Origin of the sequence: Bremerella sp. P1 (genome assembly GCF_028748185.1) — a bacterium.
Classification (GTDB): domain Bacteria; phylum Planctomycetota; class Planctomycetia; order Pirellulales; family Pirellulaceae; genus Bremerella.
This window is the reverse complement of the sequence record NZ_CP118164.1, coordinates 4730560-4751814: the sequence shown is the minus strand read 5'-3', so window position 1 is coordinate 4751814 and position 21255 is coordinate 4730560. Positions and strand designations below refer to the sequence as shown.

The 21255-nt window shown below is 56.2% G+C and carries 19 protein-coding genes, 1 tRNA gene and 1 other RNA gene; 11 read left to right on the top strand and 10 right to left on the bottom strand.

The window, feature by feature from the left end; translation table 11 throughout:
- Nucleotides 1-15 precede the first annotated feature (15 nt).
- Complete coding sequence (locus tag PSR63_RS19945; protein ID WP_274327437.1) at nucleotides 16-1866, top strand: sulfurtransferase; 1851 nt, start codon at nucleotides 16-18, stop codon at nucleotides 1864-1866.
- Here PSR63_RS19945 and PSR63_RS19940 read toward each other — a convergent pair.
- From PSR63_RS19940 to PSR63_RS19930, 3 genes are all read right to left on the bottom strand, one after another.
- The gene (locus PSR63_RS19940; protein WP_274327436.1) at nucleotides 1863-4184 is read right to left on the bottom strand and encodes an ABC transporter permease subunit/CPBP intramembrane protease; all 2322 of its coding nucleotides are present in this window, start codon (nucleotides 4182-4184) and stop codon (nucleotides 1863-1865) included. The genes PSR63_RS19945 and PSR63_RS19940 overlap by 4 nt on opposite strands.
- Nucleotides 4185-4202: 18 nt before the next feature.
- The gene (locus PSR63_RS19935; RefSeq protein WP_274327435.1) at nucleotides 4203-4952 is read right to left on the bottom strand and encodes an ABC transporter ATP-binding protein; all 750 of its coding nucleotides are present in this window, start codon (nucleotides 4950-4952) and stop codon (nucleotides 4203-4205) included.
- 186 nt (nucleotides 4953-5138) lie between these two features.
- On the bottom strand, nucleotides 5139-5630 hold the full coding sequence (locus PSR63_RS19930) for an acetolactate synthase (protein WP_274327434.1): 492 nt from the start codon (nucleotides 5628-5630) through the stop codon (nucleotides 5139-5141).
- A gap of 98 nt (nucleotides 5631-5728) precedes the next feature.
- On the opposite strand from PSR63_RS19930, the gene PSR63_RS19925 reads away from it, so the two are divergent.
- Nucleotides 5729-6160 carry an acyl-CoA thioesterase gene (locus tag PSR63_RS19925; protein ID WP_274327433.1) on the top strand — a complete coding sequence of 144 codons (432 nt, stop codon included), beginning with the start codon at nucleotides 5729-5731 and terminating at the stop codon, nucleotides 6158-6160.
- Here PSR63_RS19925 and PSR63_RS19920 read toward each other — a convergent pair.
- Nucleotides 6146-6775, bottom strand: a complete 630-nt coding sequence (locus PSR63_RS19920) for a phosphopantothenoylcysteine decarboxylase domain-containing protein (RefSeq protein ID WP_274327432.1) — start codon at nucleotides 6773-6775, stop codon at nucleotides 6146-6148. The genes PSR63_RS19925 and PSR63_RS19920 overlap by 15 nt on opposite strands.
- Nucleotides 6776-6847: 72 nt before the next feature.
- Between PSR63_RS19920 and PSR63_RS19915 the strand changes: the two genes are divergently transcribed.
- From PSR63_RS19915 to PSR63_RS19905, 3 genes are all read left to right on the top strand, one after another.
- Nucleotides 6848-7738: a hypothetical protein gene (locus PSR63_RS19915; protein WP_274327431.1), complete on the top strand. Its 891-nt coding sequence runs from the start codon at nucleotides 6848-6850 to the stop codon at nucleotides 7736-7738.
- A 104-nt stretch (nucleotides 7739-7842) separates the two neighbouring features.
- A complete protein-coding gene (locus tag PSR63_RS19910) occupies nucleotides 7843-8745 on the top strand; it encodes a hypothetical protein (protein ID WP_274327430.1) in 903 nt (300 codons plus the stop codon).
- A 97-nt stretch (nucleotides 8746-8842) separates the two neighbouring features.
- Nucleotides 8843-9814 (top strand): right-handed parallel beta-helix repeat-containing protein, encoded by a 972-nt coding sequence (locus PSR63_RS19905; protein WP_274327429.1) that lies wholly within the window; start codon nucleotides 8843-8845, stop codon nucleotides 9812-9814.
- On the opposite strand, the gene PSR63_RS19900 is transcribed toward PSR63_RS19905, so the two are convergent.
- Nucleotides 9729-10811: a lysylphosphatidylglycerol synthase transmembrane domain-containing protein gene (locus PSR63_RS19900; protein WP_274327428.1), complete on the bottom strand. Its 1083-nt coding sequence runs from the start codon at nucleotides 10809-10811 to the stop codon at nucleotides 9729-9731. The genes PSR63_RS19905 and PSR63_RS19900 overlap by 86 nt on opposite strands.
- Nucleotides 10812-11044: 233 nt before the next feature.
- Here PSR63_RS19900 and PSR63_RS19895 point away from each other — a divergent pair.
- Together PSR63_RS19895 and PSR63_RS19890 are read left to right on the top strand one after the other, a co-directional pair.
- Nucleotides 11045-11117 (top strand) — tRNA-Ala (locus PSR63_RS19895).
- 299 nt (nucleotides 11118-11416) lie between these two features.
- Nucleotides 11417-13216 (top strand): glycoside hydrolase family 2 TIM barrel-domain containing protein, encoded by a 1800-nt coding sequence (locus tag PSR63_RS19890; protein WP_274327427.1) that lies wholly within the window; start codon nucleotides 11417-11419, stop codon nucleotides 13214-13216.
- A gap of 111 nt (nucleotides 13217-13327) precedes the next feature.
- Here the strand turns inward: PSR63_RS19890 and PSR63_RS19885 are convergent, their stop codons facing one another.
- The 4 genes from PSR63_RS19885 to PSR63_RS19870 form a co-directional block, all read right to left on the bottom strand.
- Nucleotides 13328-14524 (bottom strand): RimK family alpha-L-glutamate ligase, encoded by a 1197-nt coding sequence (locus PSR63_RS19885; protein WP_274327426.1) that lies wholly within the window; start codon nucleotides 14522-14524, stop codon nucleotides 13328-13330.
- 125 nt (nucleotides 14525-14649) lie between these two features.
- Nucleotides 14650-15177 carry an ATP-dependent zinc protease family protein gene (locus PSR63_RS19880; protein WP_274327425.1) on the bottom strand — a complete coding sequence of 176 codons (528 nt, stop codon included), beginning with the start codon at nucleotides 15175-15177 and terminating at the stop codon, nucleotides 14650-14652.
- Nucleotides 15178-15309: 132 nt separating this feature from the next.
- Nucleotides 15310-16908, bottom strand: coding sequence for a M48 family metalloprotease (locus PSR63_RS19875; protein WP_274327424.1), 1599 nt, complete (start codon nucleotides 16906-16908; stop codon nucleotides 15310-15312).
- A gap of 138 nt (nucleotides 16909-17046) precedes the next feature.
- Nucleotides 17047-17802 (bottom strand): NIPSNAP family protein, encoded by a 756-nt coding sequence (locus tag PSR63_RS19870; protein WP_274327423.1) that lies wholly within the window; start codon nucleotides 17800-17802, stop codon nucleotides 17047-17049.
- A 191-nt stretch (nucleotides 17803-17993) separates the two neighbouring features.
- On the opposite strand from PSR63_RS19870, the gene rnpB reads away from it, so the two are divergent.
- Nucleotides 17994-18394, top strand: an RNA gene (rnpB, locus tag PSR63_RS19865) — RNase P RNA component class A.
- Nucleotides 18395-18432: 38 nt separating this feature from the next.
- Here rnpB and PSR63_RS19860 read toward each other — a convergent pair.
- Complete coding sequence (locus tag PSR63_RS19860; RefSeq protein WP_274327422.1) at nucleotides 18433-19383, bottom strand: TIGR01212 family radical SAM protein; 951 nt, start codon at nucleotides 19381-19383, stop codon at nucleotides 18433-18435.
- 114 nt (nucleotides 19384-19497) lie between these two features.
- Between PSR63_RS19860 and PSR63_RS19855 the strand changes: the two genes are divergently transcribed.
- The 3 genes from PSR63_RS19855 (at nucleotide 19498) to PSR63_RS19845 (ending at nucleotide 21243) form a co-directional block, all read left to right on the top strand.
- Entirely contained in the window at nucleotides 19498-19914 is a 417-nt protein-coding gene (locus PSR63_RS19855) for an FHA domain-containing protein (RefSeq protein ID WP_274327421.1), read from the top strand.
- Nucleotides 19915-20067: 153 nt separating this feature from the next.
- The gene (locus tag PSR63_RS19850) at nucleotides 20068-20391 is read left to right on the top strand and encodes a Dabb family protein (RefSeq protein WP_274327420.1); all 324 of its coding nucleotides are present in this window, start codon (nucleotides 20068-20070) and stop codon (nucleotides 20389-20391) included.
- Nucleotides 20392-20409: 18 nt separating this feature from the next.
- The gene (locus PSR63_RS19845) at nucleotides 20410-21243 is read left to right on the top strand and encodes a hypothetical protein (protein WP_274327419.1); all 834 of its coding nucleotides are present in this window, start codon (nucleotides 20410-20412) and stop codon (nucleotides 21241-21243) included.
- Nucleotides 21244-21255: the final 12 nt, after the last annotated feature.

Genomic DNA, 21255 nt, shown 5'->3' with positions numbered 1-21255 from the left:
AAGATAATTTGCGGTATGAATACGACAACCGCCGTGCCCGATGCCGGGCCAGTTCTGAACATTTCGTCCTATTTGTTCGCTTCCTTGACGGACCTGAAGCCGCTGCGGGATTCATTGCGCCGGCTCTGCAAACGGCTCGACCTGCGCGGAACGATCCTCCTCAGCACCGAAGGGATCAATCTCTTCGTGGCAGGCCCCGAGGAAAGCGTCCAAAAGCTTCTGGAAGCTCTTCGCAAGATTCCCGGCCTCGAGAAGTTGGAAGCGAAGGAAAGCTTCACCAGCTACCAACCGTTTCGCCGGATGCTGGTGAAGATCAAAAAGGAAATCATTGCCTTTGGCATCGATGGCATCGAGCCTGCGGAGCGAACTGCCCCCAAGCTTCCGCCGCAACAACTCAAGCAGTGGCTCGACGAAGGCAAGCCACTGCTGCTGTACGACGTTCGCAACGACTACGAAGTGAAGGTCGGTACGTTTGAAAATGCGGTGCCGGCGGGAATCGATACCTTCCGCGACTTCCCCGAGGCCGTCGCTAGCCTACCGGACGACGCCAAGAGCACGCCGGTCGTGATGTTCTGCACCGGTGGCATTCGCTGCGAGAAGGCTGGTCCGTTCATGCAGCAAGCTGGCTTCGACGAGGTGTACCAACTTGAAGGCGGCATCCTGAAGTACTTCGAACTGGTTGGCGGCGACCATTACCAAGGCGACTGTTTCGTCTTCGATCAGCGAGTCGCCGTCGATCCACGACTGCAAGAGTCGGCCGTGGCCCAGTGCTTTGTCTGCCAGACACCTCTGACCACCGAAGAACAAAACTCGCCGCTGTACGTCCCTGGCGATTCATGCCCACACTGTTTCAAGTCGGCTCAGGAAACGATGGCCGAAGTAGTGGCCAAGCGGCAGACCAAGCTGAAAGAGGTAACCACTCCCCTGCCCGGCAGCATTCCATACACCAACACGCGGCGTCTGTTTGTCTCGTCCGAGCAAAAAGGAAAGATGTTGTACGAGGTGTTCGCCGAGAAAGTCCCGGCCGCTTCCAAAGGCTTCTGGGAAAAGATGGTCCAACAGAAGCTGCTGGTCGAAGTCATTCACCATCAGGACGAACGCCTGGTCGAGTACCGTGAAGCGAACCCCACCGTTCCGCTGGTTGCCGGTCAACTGTTCGAGCAGCGATATCCAGGCACGACCGAACCCGATGTCAGCACCGATATCCAGATTCTTTACGAAGACTCGGGACTGATCGTCGTCAACAAGCCGGCCCCGCTGCCCATGCATCCTTGTGGCCGCTTCAACAAGAATTCGCTGATCAGCTTCCTGGAACAGGTTTACCATCCGCAGAAGCTACGAATCGCTCATCGCCTGGACGCCAATACGACTGGTGTCGCGATCCTGTCCCGCACCAGCGCGGTCGCTCGCCAGGTTCAGCCCCAGTTCGAGCAGGGCAAAGTCGAGAAGCGTTACCTGGCACTCGTTCATGGTCATCCGCCGGAAGACGAATTCATCTGCGACGAGCCTATCGGTACGTCACGCGTGACGGGCGGTGGACGCCGGGTGGAAGAAGGTGGCCAGCCATCAAGGACCGATTTCGTCGTTCGCGAACGATTTGCCGATGGAACCGCGCTGCTGGAAGTCTCACCCAAGACAGGCCGGACCAATCAGATTCGATTGCACATCTGGCACCTCGGCTTCCCGATTGTGGGCGACCCAATGTATCAACAAGGGGGTGTGATGCAGCAGAAGCAGACGCTCGACATCGACGAACCACCCATGTGCCTGCATGCGTGGGAAGTTCGCTTCCGCCATCCGCAAACTTCCGAGATGGTGACCTTTCAGGCCCCGGCACCGAGTTGGGCAGACGCCGCACAGCACTAGGATGAGGCGCTGCTATCCTTGCGGTTGCCAATCGCCGAGCGGAATACTCCTTGGTGATTGAGTGCTTCCTGCCGGCGTTCTTCCGAAGAAAGCTCGGCTGGCATGCGGGCAAAGACGCCTACCAGTGCCACCGCACCAATTCCGCACAGGAAGACCAGCAGCGGCTGGTAACGTGCTTCCCCTGGCATTTCCGTTGCCGTGGCGACGAGCACTTTCAACCATGGATTCGCCTCGATCGTTTCCGTTACTATCATCCCCTGGGCGAACACCAGGCTGTTGTGCGTGGCATGAAACAGAATCGCCGGGAACAAGCTTCGCGTCTGAACGGCCAGGAAGCCAATCATCAGGCCAAAGATCGTCGCCGGGATCGATTGCTGCAGAATGCCATGCAGCAGTCCAAAGAAGATCGCCGAGATCGCAATGGCGGCCCACTTGTGTCCGATGTGCCGCATGCCGGAAAGGATGAACCCGCGACAGGCGAACTCTTCGCAGATGGCCGGCAAGATGGCGAACATTAAGAAGATCCCGAAGATCGGCAGCTCGGCGGTACTACCAAGCATGTTCTGCAGTTGATCCTGAAGTTCCTGCGACATGGGAATCGTGTTTTGGATAATCTCGCGCAGGTAGATCGCGTACGGATGCAAACAGATAGCCAGCGCTGGCGCCATCAACATGGCTAAGTAGACGCGCTTATCGAGTAGTCGTAACGAAAAGGTCTTCTTCACACTGCGAGTGAATATCCAAGCCGCAATCAACACCGGAAGCAGAATCAAGCCAATCTGATTGGTCAGCATGTACTGCACCAATGACGCCAGAGTCAGCTTGCCATCGGGGCCGGGTACCGGCATCACGTATTTGCCGACCATATGCGGCAGGGCGAGCAAGACGATACCCATGACGAACGCGCCGGCAGCGGTGGGTGTATCCTGGCGATCACGCCACATCTTCCGGACCCATGCCTGAAGACTGAAGCGTTCGCTTTCGCGGAACAGGACCGACTCGTTATTGAATTGATCGATCGCCCAGCGAATAGCCACCCAGATACAAAACGCCGTCACACCCAGCACCGGCAGCACATAGGTAGCCGCCTTGGTGTAATCCCCTTCCATCAAGGCCTTCAGCAGGAAGGACATACCGCTCACAGGAATCAGCGATGTCCCGAAGGTTAGCTCGGTATCGGGAAGCACGGGCAAGACGACCAGCGGCAAGTTTAGCATCAACAGGGGAAGCAGGTAGTACTGCCCTTCCTTGCTACTGCGAGCCATCGTGGCAATCGCCAGCGCCAACGCACTGAAAAGTGCGGCCATCGGAATCAGGGCCAGAAACAACCAACCCAGCGACCAGATCGGTGGCGGGCCGAAGTTGAGCCGCGATGCCATTTCACCGCCACCCACTTGTCCCATGACAAAGCTAGCCGTGAACCCCATACTCGCGAGATTTAACACACTCGTCGCGATACTGAAGGTCATGATCGCTAATAGCTTGCCGGCCACAATCTCGGAGCGCAACGCTGGACTGGAAAGCAACGTTTCAAGCGTTCCCCGCTCCTTCTCACCGGCGCACAGATCGATCGCGGGATAAAACGCCCCGGTCAGTGCCCAGATGACAACAATGAACGGAAAGATCTTGGCCCAGAGGTACGACGACTGGTCGAGAGGTTTCTCGGAAAGGTCGAGCGTGCCGAAGCTGAAGGGATCGGTAATCACCGCCGGCACATCGTTGGCTTCCAAGTTGTGCTGGATCAGCTTTTCACGCCAGGCATGCAAAATCTGCCGTAGACGATTGTCGGCGAGCTTCGAGCGTTCGTCCGACGAATTGGTGATCAACTGAGGCGAAGGAAACTCGGCCTTCGATTCTTCACTGTCCTTCTCGTCTTGATAGCTTTCCATCCGCTCTTTGAAGCCGGGCGGAAAGTAGATGATCGCGTCGAGCTTGTCTGCCTGTAGCGTTTCTTTCGCCGTCTTCTCGACCACCGCAGGATCAACCGAAGCCTCGGTCGCTTCAATTTCGAAGCGGCTGGTCACGCTGGCATCTTGCAGCAGACTGGGAGAGAACTCGTACCCAAAGTCGTCCGCCGTCTGACCTTCCTCCAAGACCGAAGGAACGAACAAGTCAGGCGTGCCTGGTAATTCGTTCAGGCCGATGACGCGAAGCCGGGTCGGATGCGTCTGACGGAACTGCATGACCTGCAACACCATCAGCCCCATCAGTGGATACAAAAGGACCGGCAAACCAATCACGGAAAAGAGCGTACGGCGATCACGTGCCTGATCACGCAGCTCTCGTTTAAGAATCAGTTTGACGTTGTCCCAATTCATTCCTTGCTCTCGCTGCCGTTAGTTGGCGATTCCATCCGGCTCGCCGATCAGGTGGAAGAATAACTCTTCCAGATCAGGCTGGTTGTACTCGGTGCGTAATTGATCGATGGTTCCTTCGGCGAGGATCTTCCCTCGATTCATGATGGCGACCTTGTCGCACAGCTTCTCAACTTCCCGCATGATGTGCGACGAAAATATGATGCACTTCCCCTGGTCGCGGAGCTCGGAGATCAACTGAACCAAAGCACGCGCCACAAAAACATCGAGCCCCAAGGTTGGCTCATCGAAGATGAGGACCGGCGGGTCGTGCACCAGCGCCCGGGCAATCGATACTTTTTGTTTCATACCGGTCGACATCTTCGCGCCAAGCACGTCGCGAATCTCGCGCATGCCGAGACGATGAAACAACTCTTCCATCCGATCGTGCAGTTCGTCGTCAGGCAGACCGTACAGCTTGCCGAAGTATTCCACCATCTCCCAGGCGGTCATTCGGTCGTATACGGCTGTGTTGGCCGACATGAAGCCGATCTTATGACGCACCATCGCTGGCTCGGTAGTGACATCGTAGCCGGCGATCTTCACCGTGCCGGAGGTTGGCTCGAGAACCGTACTGAGAATGCGAAGGGCCGTCGTCTTGCCGGCGCCATTGGGGCCCAGCAGCCCGAAAATCTCGCCAGGCATCGCAAAGAAGCTGACATGATCCACTGCCGTGAATTTGCCGAGTTGGAGATCGTCGTACGACTTGACGAGATCACGAACGTGAATCATGCGGCTGCCAGTGTCCGATGGCGGGTTGGGGGTACGGATAACTTCCGATAGATCTTGCAGTGAATTCTATCGGACAAAGCCGCATCTTTGGCACCCAGGCAGAAGGTTCGTCAGCGAGAAGCGCAGTTCTCGGACCTAATGGCGCGATTTTAACGGTTTTTTCGCAGAGAGTGCCCTACGAAAGAACTAGTCGTCGAACTTCAAGTCGTCTTCGCTGAGGACCTTGAAGTTACGCGACACGAGGGTATCCATTGCGATGTCGCAGTTATCAACCATCAAGGCCACCGCGGCCCGATTGTTGGGCGTATAGAGAAGTGGATACGCCTGAACGATATTCACTTCCGATTGAAGCAGGGCCGTGCAGACCCGCAAAAGCGGCTGTTTTTCGGCCGGCAGTTCGACACCGATCAGGTCGGACTCGATCAGCGCCAAGCCAGCTCGCTCCAGGATCTCGCGTCCCCCTTCGGGATCGCTGAGCAAGAAACGAACAAAACAGCATTCGGTCGCATCATTAATGGAAAGAGCAACAATGCGAACATTGCTTCCCTCGAAGCGTCGGACGATCTCAAGCAATTGCCCGACGCGATTTTCCAGAAAGACGGTGAACTGGCGAAGCGAGGGGTAATCGCGACCTCGCATGGTGCTGAAACTGGTACCGGAGCCGGCTCCCGTACTCATAGTGCCCCAATCATGCTAAAACGAAATTGGCAGTTAACAATCGCAACTATAAAAAAGGCTTAGGGTTCGGTCAATCTTTGCCCCAACAGGTGGGGGAGATGATCACGTCCTTTTCGCCTAAGCCCTTTCAGAAACGTTGGAATATGCTGACAGAGCACACCATCGAGGTCCGCGTCCGATACCAGGAAACCGACGCCCAGGGACGCGTTCATCACGCCAACTACATCACCTATTTCGAGTTGGCCCGTACCGAAATGCTGCGTGCCGGTGGATTTAACTACAAGCGAATGGAAGAAGACGGCACACTGCTGGTCGTGCGTGACGTCGAGTGCCGCTATCACTTGCCAGCCGAGTTCGACGATCTGCTGCATGTCACCGTGAAAACGGTCAAAGCCAAGGGAGCCCGGATCGAGCTGGCTTACGAGATTCGCCGTGATGATGAATTGGTCGTCGAAGGCATGACGCTGCTGGCGTGTATTACCCGCGAAGGGAAGCCGACGCGTATCCCTGATGTCTTACGCTTGGATTAACCGCTCGCCGACGATCTGCATGATCTGCGAGGCGACCTCAGGCTTGCTTCCTTCGAGCGTCGCGACCACGCTGCCATCCTTGGCCAGAACCTCGACGTGGTTCTCTTCGCTGTTCATTGCCTCAGGCCCATTCAAGATCATCAGGTCGCAGCTCTTTTTTTCGAGCTTAACCAACGCCCGGAATCGGCGGTCTTCCGTTTCCAAGGCAAACCCCACGACCCAGCGGTCTTTCTTTTTGGCCCCTAGTGTCGCCACGACGTCCGGCGTTTCAATCAACTGCAGAACCAATGGCTCCCCGGTCTTGGCGATCTTTTGTCCGTGAACGAACTCAGGACGATAGTCACACGGGGCGGCCACACCGATTAGCCCGTCACAGTGCTCGAACTGCTCCTGAGCGACGGCTAGCATTTCGTCGGTCGTATCGACCCAATGAATGGTGGCCTCGCTGGGGTAAGTTACCGTAACAGGGCCAGATACGATCACCACTTCGTGCCCCGCTGCTACGGCCGCTTCGGCGAGGCTGCATCCCATGCGCCCACTGGAAGCATTGGTCAGGTAGCGGACAGGATCAATGTATTGTCGGGTCGGTCCCGAGGTCAGAAGAATGCGGGCCATGGGGCTGATTGTGTAAGATGGAACGTGTTGGCAATCCCTCAATCGTACCGTTAACCCAGATTGTGACTACCGGTGAACAGACGCGGCACTGTCCTTTTCCTCCTTGTTTTCCTGGGAATTACTGACACGCTACGGTCAGCGGAATGGGTTTACCTTGACAACGGAACCGTCCGGATTGGAGTCGATAAGTCGCGCGGCGGTTGCATTGGATACTTTGCGGCAAGTGACGCGAAAGAGAACCTGTTGGATCACTACGACACCGGTCGGTTTATTCAACAGTCGTACTACGGCGACCCAGATGGTTCCAAGTGGGTCGACAAACCTTGGGTCTACAACCCAGTGCAGGGAGGTTCCTACAAGAATCTTCCCAGCAAGGTGACTCAGTTTCGCCAAGAGCGAGACTTGCTCTTCGTAAAAACCACTCCTCGCAATTGGGCCGGCGGCCAGCTTCTGAGCGATGTCGAGATGACTGAAACGATCTCACTGAATGGGCACGTGGCGAAGATTCAGTTCCAGATGAAGTACGACGGAACGAAAACGCACCGGCCAAGACACCAAGAGTTACCTGCCGTTTTCGTGCGTTCCCAGTACAGCACGTTAGTTACGTATTCCGGTGATTCGCCTTGGAGTGGAAAGGACTTGAGTCGACGCGAGCCTGGTTTTCCCAACGAATCGGTCACGATGACCGAGAACTGGGTCGCGTACCTGAACGATGATGACTTCGGAGTGGGCGTCTATGTCCCTGACATCCAGCAGGCAACGTGCTATCGCTACCAAGAGCCCAGTTCTGCGTGTTCGTATGTCGCCCCAGTGAAGACGTTTGCTTTGACGCCGGGGCTCCATCACCAATACACGGTCTATCTGACCTGTGGAACGATTGAAGAAATCCGTCAGCGTTTTCAGACACTTCACGCTAGCAGCGATGATTCCGCGAGTAAGCCAGCATCGTCAAACTCGCCTTGACCCAGCCGCTGGTGGTTCGTAATGTTGCCGCGCTCGGAATCCTCCTTGGCGGCTGCGCGCCGCGAGGCTGGACGTGCTCTCCCCACTCGCCGAGGACTTTTCGCATGGTAAGAACGCTGGCTATCGCCCTGATCTTCGCGATCGTGGCCTTGCCGCTTTTTGCCAAGTGTGTCCGGGCAGAAGGGCTATTGTCGTCGGCCGCCAGCGAAAGCCGGACCGACGACCCCGATCCACCGCGCAGCGAAGAACCCAAGGATCGAGACCGACATCATCACCACCACTGTGACGACGATGTCGACTCGGCGGCGAGCGAACTCGTTGGGACACTGTTGTTTTATGGGACGATATTCGCCGTCGATGCGATGATCCCGGACAAGCGAACGGTCCGCTGCGTGAACGAATCGGGACAGGAAATCACGTACACCATTTATGGTCCGCCGGGGTATTTTTCGGATTACCCCTATCAGCATGAGTTTGGATACATGCTGATGGGAGACGAGTGGATCAGCATGGGCAAGACAACTTCGATCCGTGGATCGGTCGAGTATGGCACCGACTTCAGCGACCTGTCGCGCGTCGGTACCAAGCTGTTGGTCGAAGGCACCAGTCGCTGGGGCATCGACATGCAGTGGGATGAGTACTTCGAGAACATCCCCTCCGGCGGAACGGATCAACTGACATTAGGCGACCTGAACTTCACGTTTCGGGCACCGCAAGGATATCACAGCCAGTTTCGTTTCGGACTTGGAACCAACTTGCTGGAAGATCGAAATGGTTCCGAGTTCGGGATCAATTTCACGACTGGATACGACGTTTATCTCGGCAAGCCATGGATATGGTCGACCGAGATCGACCTGGGCAAAGTGGGTTCGGCGGATCTGTTTCGGTTCCGTTCGACCCTGGGTGCCCAATGGAAACGGGCCGAAGTGTTCGCGGGGTACCAATACACCAACTTAGAGGGGATTGAGTTGGATGGATTTGTCTCTGGGATGCGTTTTTGGTTTTAAGTGGGGTTTCCCAGTGGAAATCACGCGGCAGGCACGGCATGATGGGGCGTGTAAAACTAGACCGAATTTGACGATTACATCGATTGAGTGGACATCCATGCGTTTTTTCGCATTCGCCCTAACCCTGATACTTTTGAGTACGACCGCTCGCGGTGCGGATATCTACGTCGACAATGTGCGCGGTGACGATCGCAATCTCGGCAACTCGGCTGCATTTTCTGAAGGGGAAAACGGCCCCATCGCTTCGATCGCTAAGGCTCTGAGAATTGCCCGCAAAGGGGATAACGTTATCCTTACCAACACCGGCGTTCCCTATCGCGAATCGATCACCCTGCAAGGCGGAAACAACAGTGGCTGGGAATTCGCTCCCCTGACCATCGAAGGCAACGGAGCCATCCTCGACGGACGGGCGCCAATTCCGGTCGATGGATGGAAACACGTTCAAGGGGACGTCTACTGCTTCGCACCGACCTACAAGACCTACCATCAGCTTTACCTCGATGACAGGCCGGCCAAACGCGTCGAGGTCGAGGACATGAGCCAGCTCGACACGCTCAAACCGCTCGAGTGGTGCCTGACCGATGGAATGATCTTCTTTCGCACTGAAAAGGATCGCGGTCCTGGCTGTTATCGTCTGTCCTACACAGCCCGACGCACTGGCATCACGCTGTACGAAGTTCGCAACGTGAAGATCCTGGACCTGACCGTTCAGGGCTTCCAACTCGATGGGATCAACGTCCACAGCAATTGCTATAAAATCGAACTGGGTGCGATCACTTCGCGAGGCAATGGCCGGAGCGGTGTTTCGGTCGGCGGTGCTTCCCGCGCGACGATCTCCAAGTCATTGCTAGGGGACAACGGCGCGGCTCAGCTTCGCGGAGAAGGATTCTCGAAGACGACCGTGATCGATTCGACGCTGCTGGAGAACACGGCCCCAGCAACCTTCCGCGACGATGCGAAGATCACGATCGACGGCCAGGAAGTTACGGATGCTCCGGCTGCTGAGACTGCCCAAGCTCTTCGTCTATTCCCTCAGCCAGATGCTCCAGCGTCTCCTCTTCGGCGCTAGCCTCGGCCATCGACTTATCGATCGACGCGCGATTAGTCCAGTAGAAGATCGCCCCAATAAACGCCAGTCCAATCGTCATCGCGCGAAATGCCAACGCCACGGTGATCCCGTTGGCTTTGATCAACTCTTGGGCCGGTACGGTTACGTAAAGCTCTGTGATGGCGAGTTCTAACGTCCCCATGCCGCCAGGCGAAAGAGGGATCGCCGCGAAGACCATCGCCAGCGGCGTGATCACCATCATCTCCAACAGCGAAGGATGCTGCTCGAAAAGGCCCGAGGCCAGGAAGTAACCGGCGACCGAAAAGAATGAATGCACGCCCAGGCTCAACAGCCCGATGTAGGCCAGGTACCGCGGGTGACGGCGATACATGCCCACGGCTGTGAACATTCGCTTGAACGCGTGCCCTGCCTTGGGCAGACCTTCCAGGAATTCTCGTAGCGATCCCTTGGAAAAGCCGGGTAGGAAGATCAGCGTGAGTCCCACAAAGCCTCCGATCGTAGCACCATGCACGACATAAACCATCGTGCGGATCGCTGGCTCGGCCCCTTCCAGGTCCAAGCTCAACGCGGCGACCGACGTGACCACGAACAGTGCGTAAAGACCGATCAAGCGGTCCATGAAGATCGTCGAGACCGCCTCAGGTCGTTTGGCCGGATTGTGCTTCGCCAGGACATAGCCCTTGAACAGGTCGCCACCCACGCCGCCGAGCCCGACGAAATTCAACATGTACCCCAGGAAGCCCAAACGAAAAGCTTCCTTGAGCGAGAATGGAATGCCCACCGAGATGACCAGAAGGTACCAGCGAATGAACGTACACGAGAGGGCCATCAGTCCGAAAACGAATGCGACCCCCACGCTGCTCCACCGCGTCTTGCTGCTGAAGATCTGCCGAACCGACTCGACGCTCTCGGGGTCACTACCAATAGTCCATAATAGGTAGGCCAAAATGCCAGCCGGCACGAGGATTCTCAGGACGGTAATCAGATGCTTTTTCACGCGTGTCCTGTTATCCCTAAAGGCACTGGTCAGCCCCTTAGCAGGGCCGATGAAGATTCTGTGTTCGGCGGAAATCGTATCGATAGTGTAACTTACAACCAAACTGCGGTGACCGGTTGTTGACACACTGCGAGCAGATTGGTAATTTTAACCCTTTACTTAACGGCACTTGCTGCCGATAAAGTAGAACGCAAGAGTCATGGGGAATATTCCACCGACTTTTGTCCCACTCTGGGGGATTAGCTCAGCTGGGAGAGCGCTTGCATGGCATGCAAGAGGTCATCGGTTCGATCCCGTTATCCTCCACCTTGAAAAGCTCGCAGATCAGATTGATTTGTGAGCTTTTTTTATGCGCCGAGCGTGTATCTAATCGTTGAAACTTGGCACCAAGTCGACTCGCGATGACGAGTCTAACCTTGTCTGTGAGCGTTGCAGCAAAGACAACGCAAGAGATTCCGCTTCTAGCCACATCACCCCCGCAACGGGCCAAAACCGGCCCATTTCTTGACACTGGCAAGCACTGCTAACGAGAATAAGCCCTCACATCTCGTCCCATCCCAGGCAGTCTGTCCTGGGGTTCAGCTATTCGCGGAAGGCAAGTCTTGATGAAGTGGTTTTGGATTCTCTCGTTCCTTTTGGCCGTAACGGTGACCCATCGCTTGATCGCCGCCGAGGTGCAGATCGCTGAGACCGAGAATGGCTTTCAGCTGCTTGTCGATGAAACGCCGTTTGCCATCAAAGGAGCCGGAGGGGATGGTGACAAAGAGTTGCTCGCCGCATCAGGTGCAAACGCTTTCCGCACGTGGGGCATCGGCGACGATACGCAAGACCGGTTGGACGAAGCTCAGAAGCATGGCCTGAAGGTGGCCCCGGGAATCTGGTTGGGGCATGCCCGACATGGGTTCAACTACGACGACCCCGCCCAGGTAGCCCAGCAGCTAGCCGACGCCAAAGCGGCCGTACTGAAGTTCAAAGACCATCCAGCCGTCCTCGTATGGGGTGTCGGCAACGAGATGGAAGGCTTTGAAGCGACAACCGATCCGAAAGTATGGCAAGCCGTGAACGAGGTCGCCAAGATGATCGGCGAAGTCGACCCGCACCATCCCACGATGACCGTGATTGCCGAGATCGGCGGCGACAAGCTGCTATCGATCAAGAAGTACTGCCCTGACGTCGACATTGTCGGGATCAACAGCTACGGCGGCGTGCAATCAATTCCCGAGCGATTCGCCAAGGCAGGACTCGATAAGCCGTATATCGTCACGGAATTCGGCCCGCCTGGTACGTGGGAGATACAGAACAACGAATGGGGCGTTCCGCTGGAGTTGACCAGTACCGAGAAAGCCGACATCTATCGTGCGGCCTACGATAAGCTGGCAGCAGATCCCCGTTGCCTAGGATCATTCGCGTTCACGTGGGGCTTCAAGCAGGAAGCCACGGCGACATGGTTCGGGATGTTCCTGCCCGACGGAACGAAAGTGGCCTCCGTCGACGCCATGACTGAGGCCTGGTCCGGCAAGCCGGCCGAGAATTTGTGTCCGCGGATCGATTCTTTAGAAGTCGTTGGCAAGCCAATCGTCGAACCCAACATGCCCATCGAGGTCCGCTTGAAGGTGGTCGATCCGGAAGGAAAGCAGCCGCAAGTGAAATGGGTGCTGTTCCGCGAGATGGAAGAGTTCAACACGATGGGAGACTATCGCCCACCGCCGCCGACATTTCCCGAAGCGATCACGAAGTCCAGTGCATCCGGCGTGACCGTGAAGATGCCACAACTTCCGGGCAAGTACCGACTGTTCGCATACGTGCACGACGGAGACGGAGGGGGCGCGGTTGCCAACGTGCCTCTTAAGGTCGCCGGCGCGGTATCGATGGACGCTCTGGCCCGCGGGCACAAGGTTCCAGTTCCTTTCGCTGTCTATGCCGACGACATGAATGGTTCGCCGTATGCTCCTTCAGGCTACATGGGAGAAACGGCCGCGATTCATTTGGACGAGCAATCGACAGTCGATCCTCACTCCGGCAAGACGTGCCTGCAAGTCGTCTACGATAAGCCAGATGGCTGGGGTGGTGTTGTCTGGCAAAGTCCCGCCAATGATTGGGGTGATCGGCCTGGCGGCTTCGATCTAAGCGCCGCCGATACACTGCAAATCTGGGCGCGCGGTGAGCATGGAGGCGAAAAGGTCAAACTCGGATTCGGACTCATCGATCGCGACAAGCCGTTCTACGATACCGCCAAAGGTGAGATCGAAATCACGCTGACGAAACAGTGGCAATCGTTCAAGATTCCACTCGTTCGCCACAACGCCGGGAGAATCAAGACCGGCTTCTACTGGACCCTCGCGGGACAAGGCAAGCCGGTGACGTTCTATTTGGACGATATCGCTTTTATCAAGTCGGAAGAATAAGCCTGACTCACCAAGCGATTCCTCTTTCGCGTGACGAGGCTGGCAAATCGATCTGCCACTGGCCAACAGGCCAGTGGCACGAATTATGACGACTGATCAGCAAGCTTATCGTTAGGTGCTTTCCAGCGCCGACGACGAAAGCTTCTTAATCTTCGGACGTCGCTTTTTGATCACCTTTTCGGGAATCAGTCCACGCATTGCGTCGAGTTTACCGAAGCAAAGCAAACGGTCCCCTGGTTCCAGGACACGCTTCAGACGTGGGTTCGGGATCACCGACGTGCCGCGATAGAGCGTCAGCACGTTGATGTCGTGGTCAGGCAGGCCTGACTCATCGATCGACTTACCACAGTATTCCGAGCCTTCGGGAATGTGAATCTCGGTCACGCCATAACCGCGACTGACAGTCAGACGTTGACGGATGTCGATCTCAGGGAAGTCGACCTGAGCGGCGATGTAATCAACGATCGCCCCGGCAATGTCGAGCTTCGTACAACGTTCGATACCTTCCAGGCCCGGCGACGAGTTGACCTCCATCACCTGCGGACCGGTATCGCTTTCCAACATATCGACGCCTGCGATACGCAGGCCCATGATCTGGGCGGCACGAACCGCCGTTTCGCGATACTTCTCATCCAGCTCGACCGCTTCGGTCAAACCACCACGGTGAACGTTACTACGGAACTCGCTGCCTTGAGCGATACGTCGCATGGCGGCCACAACCTGGTCACCAACAACAAACGCACGCACGTCACGACCGCGACTTTCCTTAACGAACTTCTGCACCAGCACATTCTGACGCGTGCTGTGCAGCGTTTCGATAATCGCCTCGGCAATCTTCACCGAGTCGGCCAGGATCACGCCAACGCCCTGAGTACCTTCGATCAACTTGATCACCACCGGCGCACCGCCCACGCGTTCGATCGCCGGCAGAATGTCGGCCCGATCGCGAACGAAGGTCGTTTGCGGAATCCCAATGTGATGGCGGCTGAGGATCTGCAGGCTACGCAGCTTGTCGCGTGAGTTGGTGATCCCCCACGAGCTGTTCGCTGGGAAGACATCCATCTGCTCGAACTGACGCACGACAGCGGTACCGAAGTAAGTGATCGAGGCACCGATGCGGGGCAGCACGGCATCGTACGAGCTGAGCTGCTTCGAGCGGAAGTAGAGATCCGGCTCGCCTTTTTCGAGATCGATGGCGAATTTCAGCGTGTTGAGGACTTTGACCTCGTGACCACGCTCCGCGGCGGCTTCTCGCAAGCGGCGTGTGCTGTAGCAGAACCGATTGCAGGAAAGAATTCCTAACTTCATAGCGTCGCTTTTCCATCTCGACAGGAGTTTACGTGGGCGCCGCTCGAGCGAGCGACTAGACGCAGGGAAAGTGGCTCCCCTTTAACGTCATGGTAGAGACATTTTGACGTGAGGCAACCGAAATGCTAGGTGGCATCGTGCTCGGTTTTTAACGAGGGCCGTTTCGTCGCCGTTGGACTCGCGTTTCGCTTCCCTTTGAGTCGCTTGGGGACGCCTGACAGGTACGATGCCCCCGAGTCGACCAGCATGCGTCCTCGATACGCTTCGCGTCCCAGCAGCATGCGAAAGCCCATGGAATCGCGGTTGGCCAGGGTGATCTCGATCTCGAACAGTTCGCCCAGAAGCTCGACCTTCGTCAAAATGACCGGTCGTTTGGTGACCTGGCCGTTCGAGCTACGCACTTTACGAAACTCGAGCACGGGGCTTTCGGCCACAACCTGTTCGGTCGTGTTGCGTTGACGCGGGTGCACTTTAAAGCGAACCCACTGCTTTCCGTCGCGTTCTTCATACTTCAGATCGTAGGCATGAAGCGACGACGACCTGGCACCGGTGTCAATCTTGGCTTTGATCTTGGCAATCCCCAACTCGGGAAGTTGAACCCACTCGCGCCATCCGATAATCGGCAGCTTGACCGGTTGTGCTTTGGAAGGCATGCCTGACTCGTGGAAGAGATCTCAGTCGACAATCAAGAGGAGCATTTTCAATCCCGGTCCCGAAACCTTACTTTCGCTTCGATGCCGGCTCTAGCCACCTCACGCTGATAGGATTGTAGGCCACGCGGAAGCCTAATAGTAGCCGGGTTCATTCCAAGGGCGAACGGTGCCCACGCCAATCCGATACCGCATCAACACGGACTGCGTATCCCGCAGGGTCGTGCGTTTCACCGAGCGTTGAAGGTACTGACAGTACAGGTCCCAAGTCACGTTCTTAGCCATCGACTCGAAGTCGGCGAACAGATTCTTGGCGTCGTCTTCCAAGGTGAAAATACCTGGGGCGTTCTCGCGCTGGGCGTTCTGAAAGCGAGCTGCTTCACACGGATGCGAATCGAACAGCCCGCTCTTGCCCGACTTGATCTCGCGATGAACTTGTTCCTTGATGGCGTCCGACATGCTGGCTATATGGTGTCGTACCAGCAGGGCCACATCGTCGATCAGGATATCGCGTTCGGCCAACTGCGAAATCTGCGATTGAGAGTGCAGCCAGGCGTAGCTGGCCAACTGAATGCGCCAACTCGTTTCAGCGAACTCATTACTACCAGCGACGCGGGCTTCGTACCGGTCGGCATCGTACTCCATCTCGCGAAGCAGGAAGCCGCCCACCAATAGCCCGATGTTCATCAGCACCCGCAGAAGTTGGCGAGAGAGCCACACGCACGACCGAGCCGGCCAGGTAATGACCGACAACGGGAGAAACTCCGGACCGCAAAGCATGTCCAAGCATTTGTCCCATTCATCACGCTGAAAGACAACGCGAGCAAACCAGTCGCTGATCGAACGAATGATGTAGGTCAGCCGCATGCCGGTCCCTTGGCTGAAGTGACCGAACTCGTGCGCCAGCACGCCGGCGAACTGCCGCATGGTCAACGAGCCCACCAAGGGAACACCGATGGTAAGTACCAGGTCGTTGCCCTTCACGATGCTGCCCAGTCCCGAACGAAAACTGGCCGACGCGTTCACGTCGTACGTAACATCGATTCGCGAAGGAAAGGGTGAACCAACCACATCGCACACGCGAGCCACGAACGCGAATAACATCGGATCGCTTTGCGAGGTAATGCTGCGCGTCCGAGCAACATTCACCGGACGAGCGAGGATAGGCTTGAGCAGAAAGAAAACGACCACGGCGCTAATCGTGCCGATCGCCGTCCCGACGAAGTAAGGCAGCGGCCCCACCATGCCTGGAAACAGCCAGTACTGACCTTCGGCGAAATACCAATAGGTCGCGTAACAGATGCTGCCGACAAACGTGAAATAGATCAGCGGCAGCGTGATCATCACCAGCGCGACGACCGCCACGCCTAGCTTGTAGGTCCAAGTGGGCTTGGTTTTCTCGACCGGTGGTCCGAACGCTTTGAGGACGCGGAGACCGTCTTCGGGAAAGTTAGGAAGCTTGAGAGGCGAACACTTTTCAAAGTGCTCGGCTCGCTGTGAGGGAAGACGTAACTTACCTTGCGGGATCGACTTCCAGGTTTCGCTCGAGGTTGCTTCGCTCAGGGGATCTCCCTGGTGCTGCGTAGCCCCAGGGTGATCGTTAGGGGGCTGTGAAGGAGCGGACGGAACGGTAATTTCTTCGAGGCAGCGGGGACACTTTTGCCGGCTACCAGCAGCTGATGCCGAAATTGTCAGCTTTTGATGGCAATGACGGCAGCGAAATCCTATCTTCATCTGCTCGTGAACCTTCGCTTGTGGTAGCCAGACCAAGCCTAACAATCCCGGAGAAAAGACGCTACTGGTTTAATTCTGCATGAGAATAAATCATCTGACACCCCCCTTTCCCTACATCCTGGGGGAGTGTTTTACAAGTTATTTCATCGGGGAGTAATCCACGGGACGCAGGACCTGACGATCAACTTTGATCACAATCTTTCCATCTTTGGTCGACTGTTCCCATAATTCTTGCCACTCTTGATCGTTGCGAAAACCGTCCCAGGCCTTCTTCATCGCGGCCCCATCTTTGTGGGCTACGACATAGATCAATGTATTCGGCATTTCGACCGGGGTGAAATAAGCAACGTTGGTCATGCCCTGTTTTTCAAACAACTTCAACTCACCATCACGAAATCGCTGCAGCAGAGCCGGCAAACGACCCTCGGCTGTGGTGTACGTTCGTAGCTCGAACAGCCGTGGTTGTTCTGCGGACTCGAAATTCTGTGGTGAGAAGTCGGTTGGTTCCATGAAAACGGAATCGGGCCGTTTGGCGAGGATTTTGCCATCCTTTTCCGATTCAGCGGCAACTTTCTTCCACTCAGGATCTTCGAGAAAACCCTTCCAACTCTGCGCGGCGGCGTCACGATTTTCATGGGAAATAATGTAAACCAGCGTGTTATCCGCCCCTTCGCCGCCGTTGGGTACCCAGTACACGTGGTTCTGCATTCCCTGTTTCTCGAACAGTTCCATCGTGTGATCGCGGAACCGAGCATGCAGGTTCTCAAGCTTACCTTCGTTGGTCGTGTAAGTCCGAAGCTCGTACACACGCTGTTGGGCATCGGCGGAAGAAACAAGAGCGATAGAAAGCAACAGGGCGGCCAGCCCGAAACAAAGGTGGTTCGCGCGCATCATGCAACTGTCCCGAGAAAAGGAGGAGTGTGAGGAGGGTCCGAGGTGTTTATTCTAATGAAGTCGGAGCCTCTTTTCGCGTGGAATTTTGGGAGATGGGCGAACTTTTTCCCGCTACTTACGTCGTAAAGTGCACACATTGGGTGTAGGGACGTGGCCAATTTGGGGCTGCTGACCTATGCTAAACATTGGCCCAAGTGGATCAGATAGTCGCCGGCTGACGACATTTTTGCCGCCAGCGGGAGGAAAGTCCGGGCTCCACAGGACAGGGTGGTCGATAACGTCGACCGGTCGCGAGATCAGGGAAAGTGCCGCAGAAAAGATACCGCCTAAGTCCCTTCGGGGAACGGTAAGGGTGAAATGGTGCGGTAAGAGCGCACCAGCAGCTGAGGCGACTTAGCTGGCTTGGTAAACCCCACCCGGAGCAAGGCAAACAGGCGGAAATCGCGTTGGCAACAACGCGTCACGGGCTCGTCCGGCCCGTCATCTACCGCCGGGTACGCTGCTAGAGACGTGAAGCAATTCACGCCGTAGATGAATGACTATCCCTGCACAAGCTGCAGGACAGAACCCGGCTTATCGATCCACTCGGGTCTTTTTATGCGCGATGCCTCGCGACGCGAATTCGATGCTCTAACCTGCTTCGCACAGTTTTCCTTGCCACGTATCACGGCGGACCAGCTCTTCATCAATGGCCCGTAGCACGGCCGACTTATCCAGGCACCAGCTTGGGCCGACAAAGTAATCAGGCGGGGCGTCACCAATGGTTCGCTCGACAAGCACATTGGCCGGAATCCGTTCGAGAAAATCGACCAGCGTGTTGATGTATTCCTGCCGCTCCATCAGCGTCACTTCGCCGGAAGCGACCTGGTCGGCCATCTTCGTGTTCTTCACGCAGTACAGATTATGGATCTTCACGGCATCGATGTTGAGCCGGGCGACTTCCGCGGCGGTGGCCATCATGTCTTCGTGCGACTCGTGCGGTAATCCTAGGATCACATGCAGGCAGATCTCGAAACCACGTCCGCGGCTGCGCTCAATCGCGTCGACTGTCGCATCGTGATGATGGCCGCGATTCATCCAATCGAGCGAACGATCGTGAATCGTTTGCATTCCGTATTCGACGGTCAGGTAGGTCCGTCCGGCGAACTCTTCCAGCAGATCCATCACATCCGGCTCGACACAGTCGGGCCGTGTGCCGATGCTCAATCCGACGACCTTTTCGTGATCGATGGCCTGTTCGTACAACGGTCGCAACCGATCGACTGCCGCGTACGTATTGGTGGCCGGCTGAAAGTAGGCGATGAACTTATCGACTTTGTAACGCCGCTTAAGCCGCGTCATGCCGTTGCCGAGTTGGTCGGTGATGTCGCGGATCGGCTCTCGGCGGCTGGGGCTGAAGCTGCGATTGTCGCAGAACGTGCACCCCCCTTTGGCGACGGTGCCGTCGACATTCGGACAGGTAAACTTCGCGTCGAGGCTTACCTTCTGGATGCGTTCGCCAAATCGCTGCCGAAGATACCAACTGTAGGCATAGTAACGAAGACCCGCCTCGCGCCACCCGTTTTCAACCGTCGTGGACAAATCAAACCTTGTTGATGAATATTGACTAGTGTTAAGGAATTGATACAGTGAGAGATGGCCATTCTTATCGATTTTAGGCATATCATCTAGCCACAACCGGAACGAGGCACTTGAATGTCCCAGAAATTTGGGGAGCTCATCCCCGTTGGCGGGGGAGATCCGATTCCTCTGCTGAAGAAGACGCTGCTGGTTGGCCGCCGCGAGTCAAATGACGTCGTGCTGCGATTCGCCAATGTGTCGAGCAACCATTGCCAGCTCTATATCAAGCAGGGTTACTGGTTCGTCGAAGACCAAAACAGCCGCAACGGAACGAAAGTCAACGGGAAACGAGTTCGCGACACCGACAAGCGAATCGACCCAGGCAATACGATCGCCATTGCCAAGCACGAATACGAACTGCACTACGATCCGATCGAATTGGGTGCCACCGGCCCTCCACCGGCCGAAGTGAACGTGGCCGAGGAAATCCTCGGCAAGTCACTGCTGGAACGTGCCGGTATCGGTACCTCTCGCCGACGTGGTGGCGATTAGTTCTCAGCGGACATGCTTTGGCAAGAATACACAGGCCGTGGTTATTACCGCGGCCTTTTTCGTGCGCCTGCGTTGTGATCTGTTAGGCACCTAGGTACATTGCACTGCTCGACGAAACCCCCAACTAGTTGCTAAAGAAGACGATTGACTGCCATGGAAAACTTGAAGCAGATCGCCCACAACGTTTACTTCACCCTGAAAGACAGCTCGCCGGAAGCCAAGCAGAAGCTGATCGAAGCTTGTCAGAAGTATCTCACCGGACATCCGGGGACGATCTACTTCGGCGCCGGCATCTTGACCGATGAACTGAATCGCCCGGTGAACGATCGTGATTTCCATGTTGCCTTGCACGTGATCTTCGATTGCCTCGAGTCGCAGAATGCCTACCAGGTTGCCGAACGCCACCTGCAGTTCATCGAAGAAAACAAAGAGAACTGGGAAACGGTTCGCGTCTTCGATTCGACGGTTGGCAGCTAACCCGGAGGAAGCCAAGCTGTGGCTGACCTCGAAGCTTTAAAAGCACGCAAAGGTGCCGTTCGACGGAGCGAGATTCCGTCGAACGTTCTGGCAGCGCTCAACCGTGGTGAAATTGAAACGGTCAACCTGGTTGAGTTTCTCGCCGTTGATCACGCCAAGCTATTTCGCCATACGAAGTCGCATCTTTCCTTGGATGAGAAGTCGGCGAAACAGATCGCTTCGACGATCAAAAAGCTTTCCAACCAGGGAGTGATGCAGCGACTTGCCGATACGGGACAAGTCTTTCACGCGACACTCAACGGAAACAACAATCGGGAAGCGGTCTACCAGCAGTTAGCCGCCCACCCCAGCGACATCCTGCGCAACTGGGCCGCTTACATGGACGCGGCCAGCGAGAAGCTGACCTTCGCTCAGCGGCTGAAACGCGCCAAACCGTTTGCGACCGACACCAACATGGGCGTGCGAGAAATTGCCTGGATGTGTGTTCGTGTGCCGGCTGCCGAGGCGATCGTCGCGCAGATCGAAAAGCTTCATCCGTTTGCTCGACATAAGAACCATCTCATAAGGCGATTCGCGATCGAGCTCTCTCGTCCATGCGGCGTGTGGACCAAGCATATCACCGCTTTGAAACAGCAGCCGGAGATCGCCGAGCCGCTCTTGGAACTTTGCCGCGAAGACGAGACGAAGTACGTGCAAGATTCGGTCGCCAACTGGCTGAACGATGCCAGCAAGACGCGACCCGACTTTGTCGAAAGCCTCTGCGAGCGTTGGCTCTCGGAAACCGACTCGAAGCATACGCAGCGGATCGCCCATCGGGCCTTGCGGACGCTACGTAAGAAGGCGAACGGCTAACGCATAAAAAAA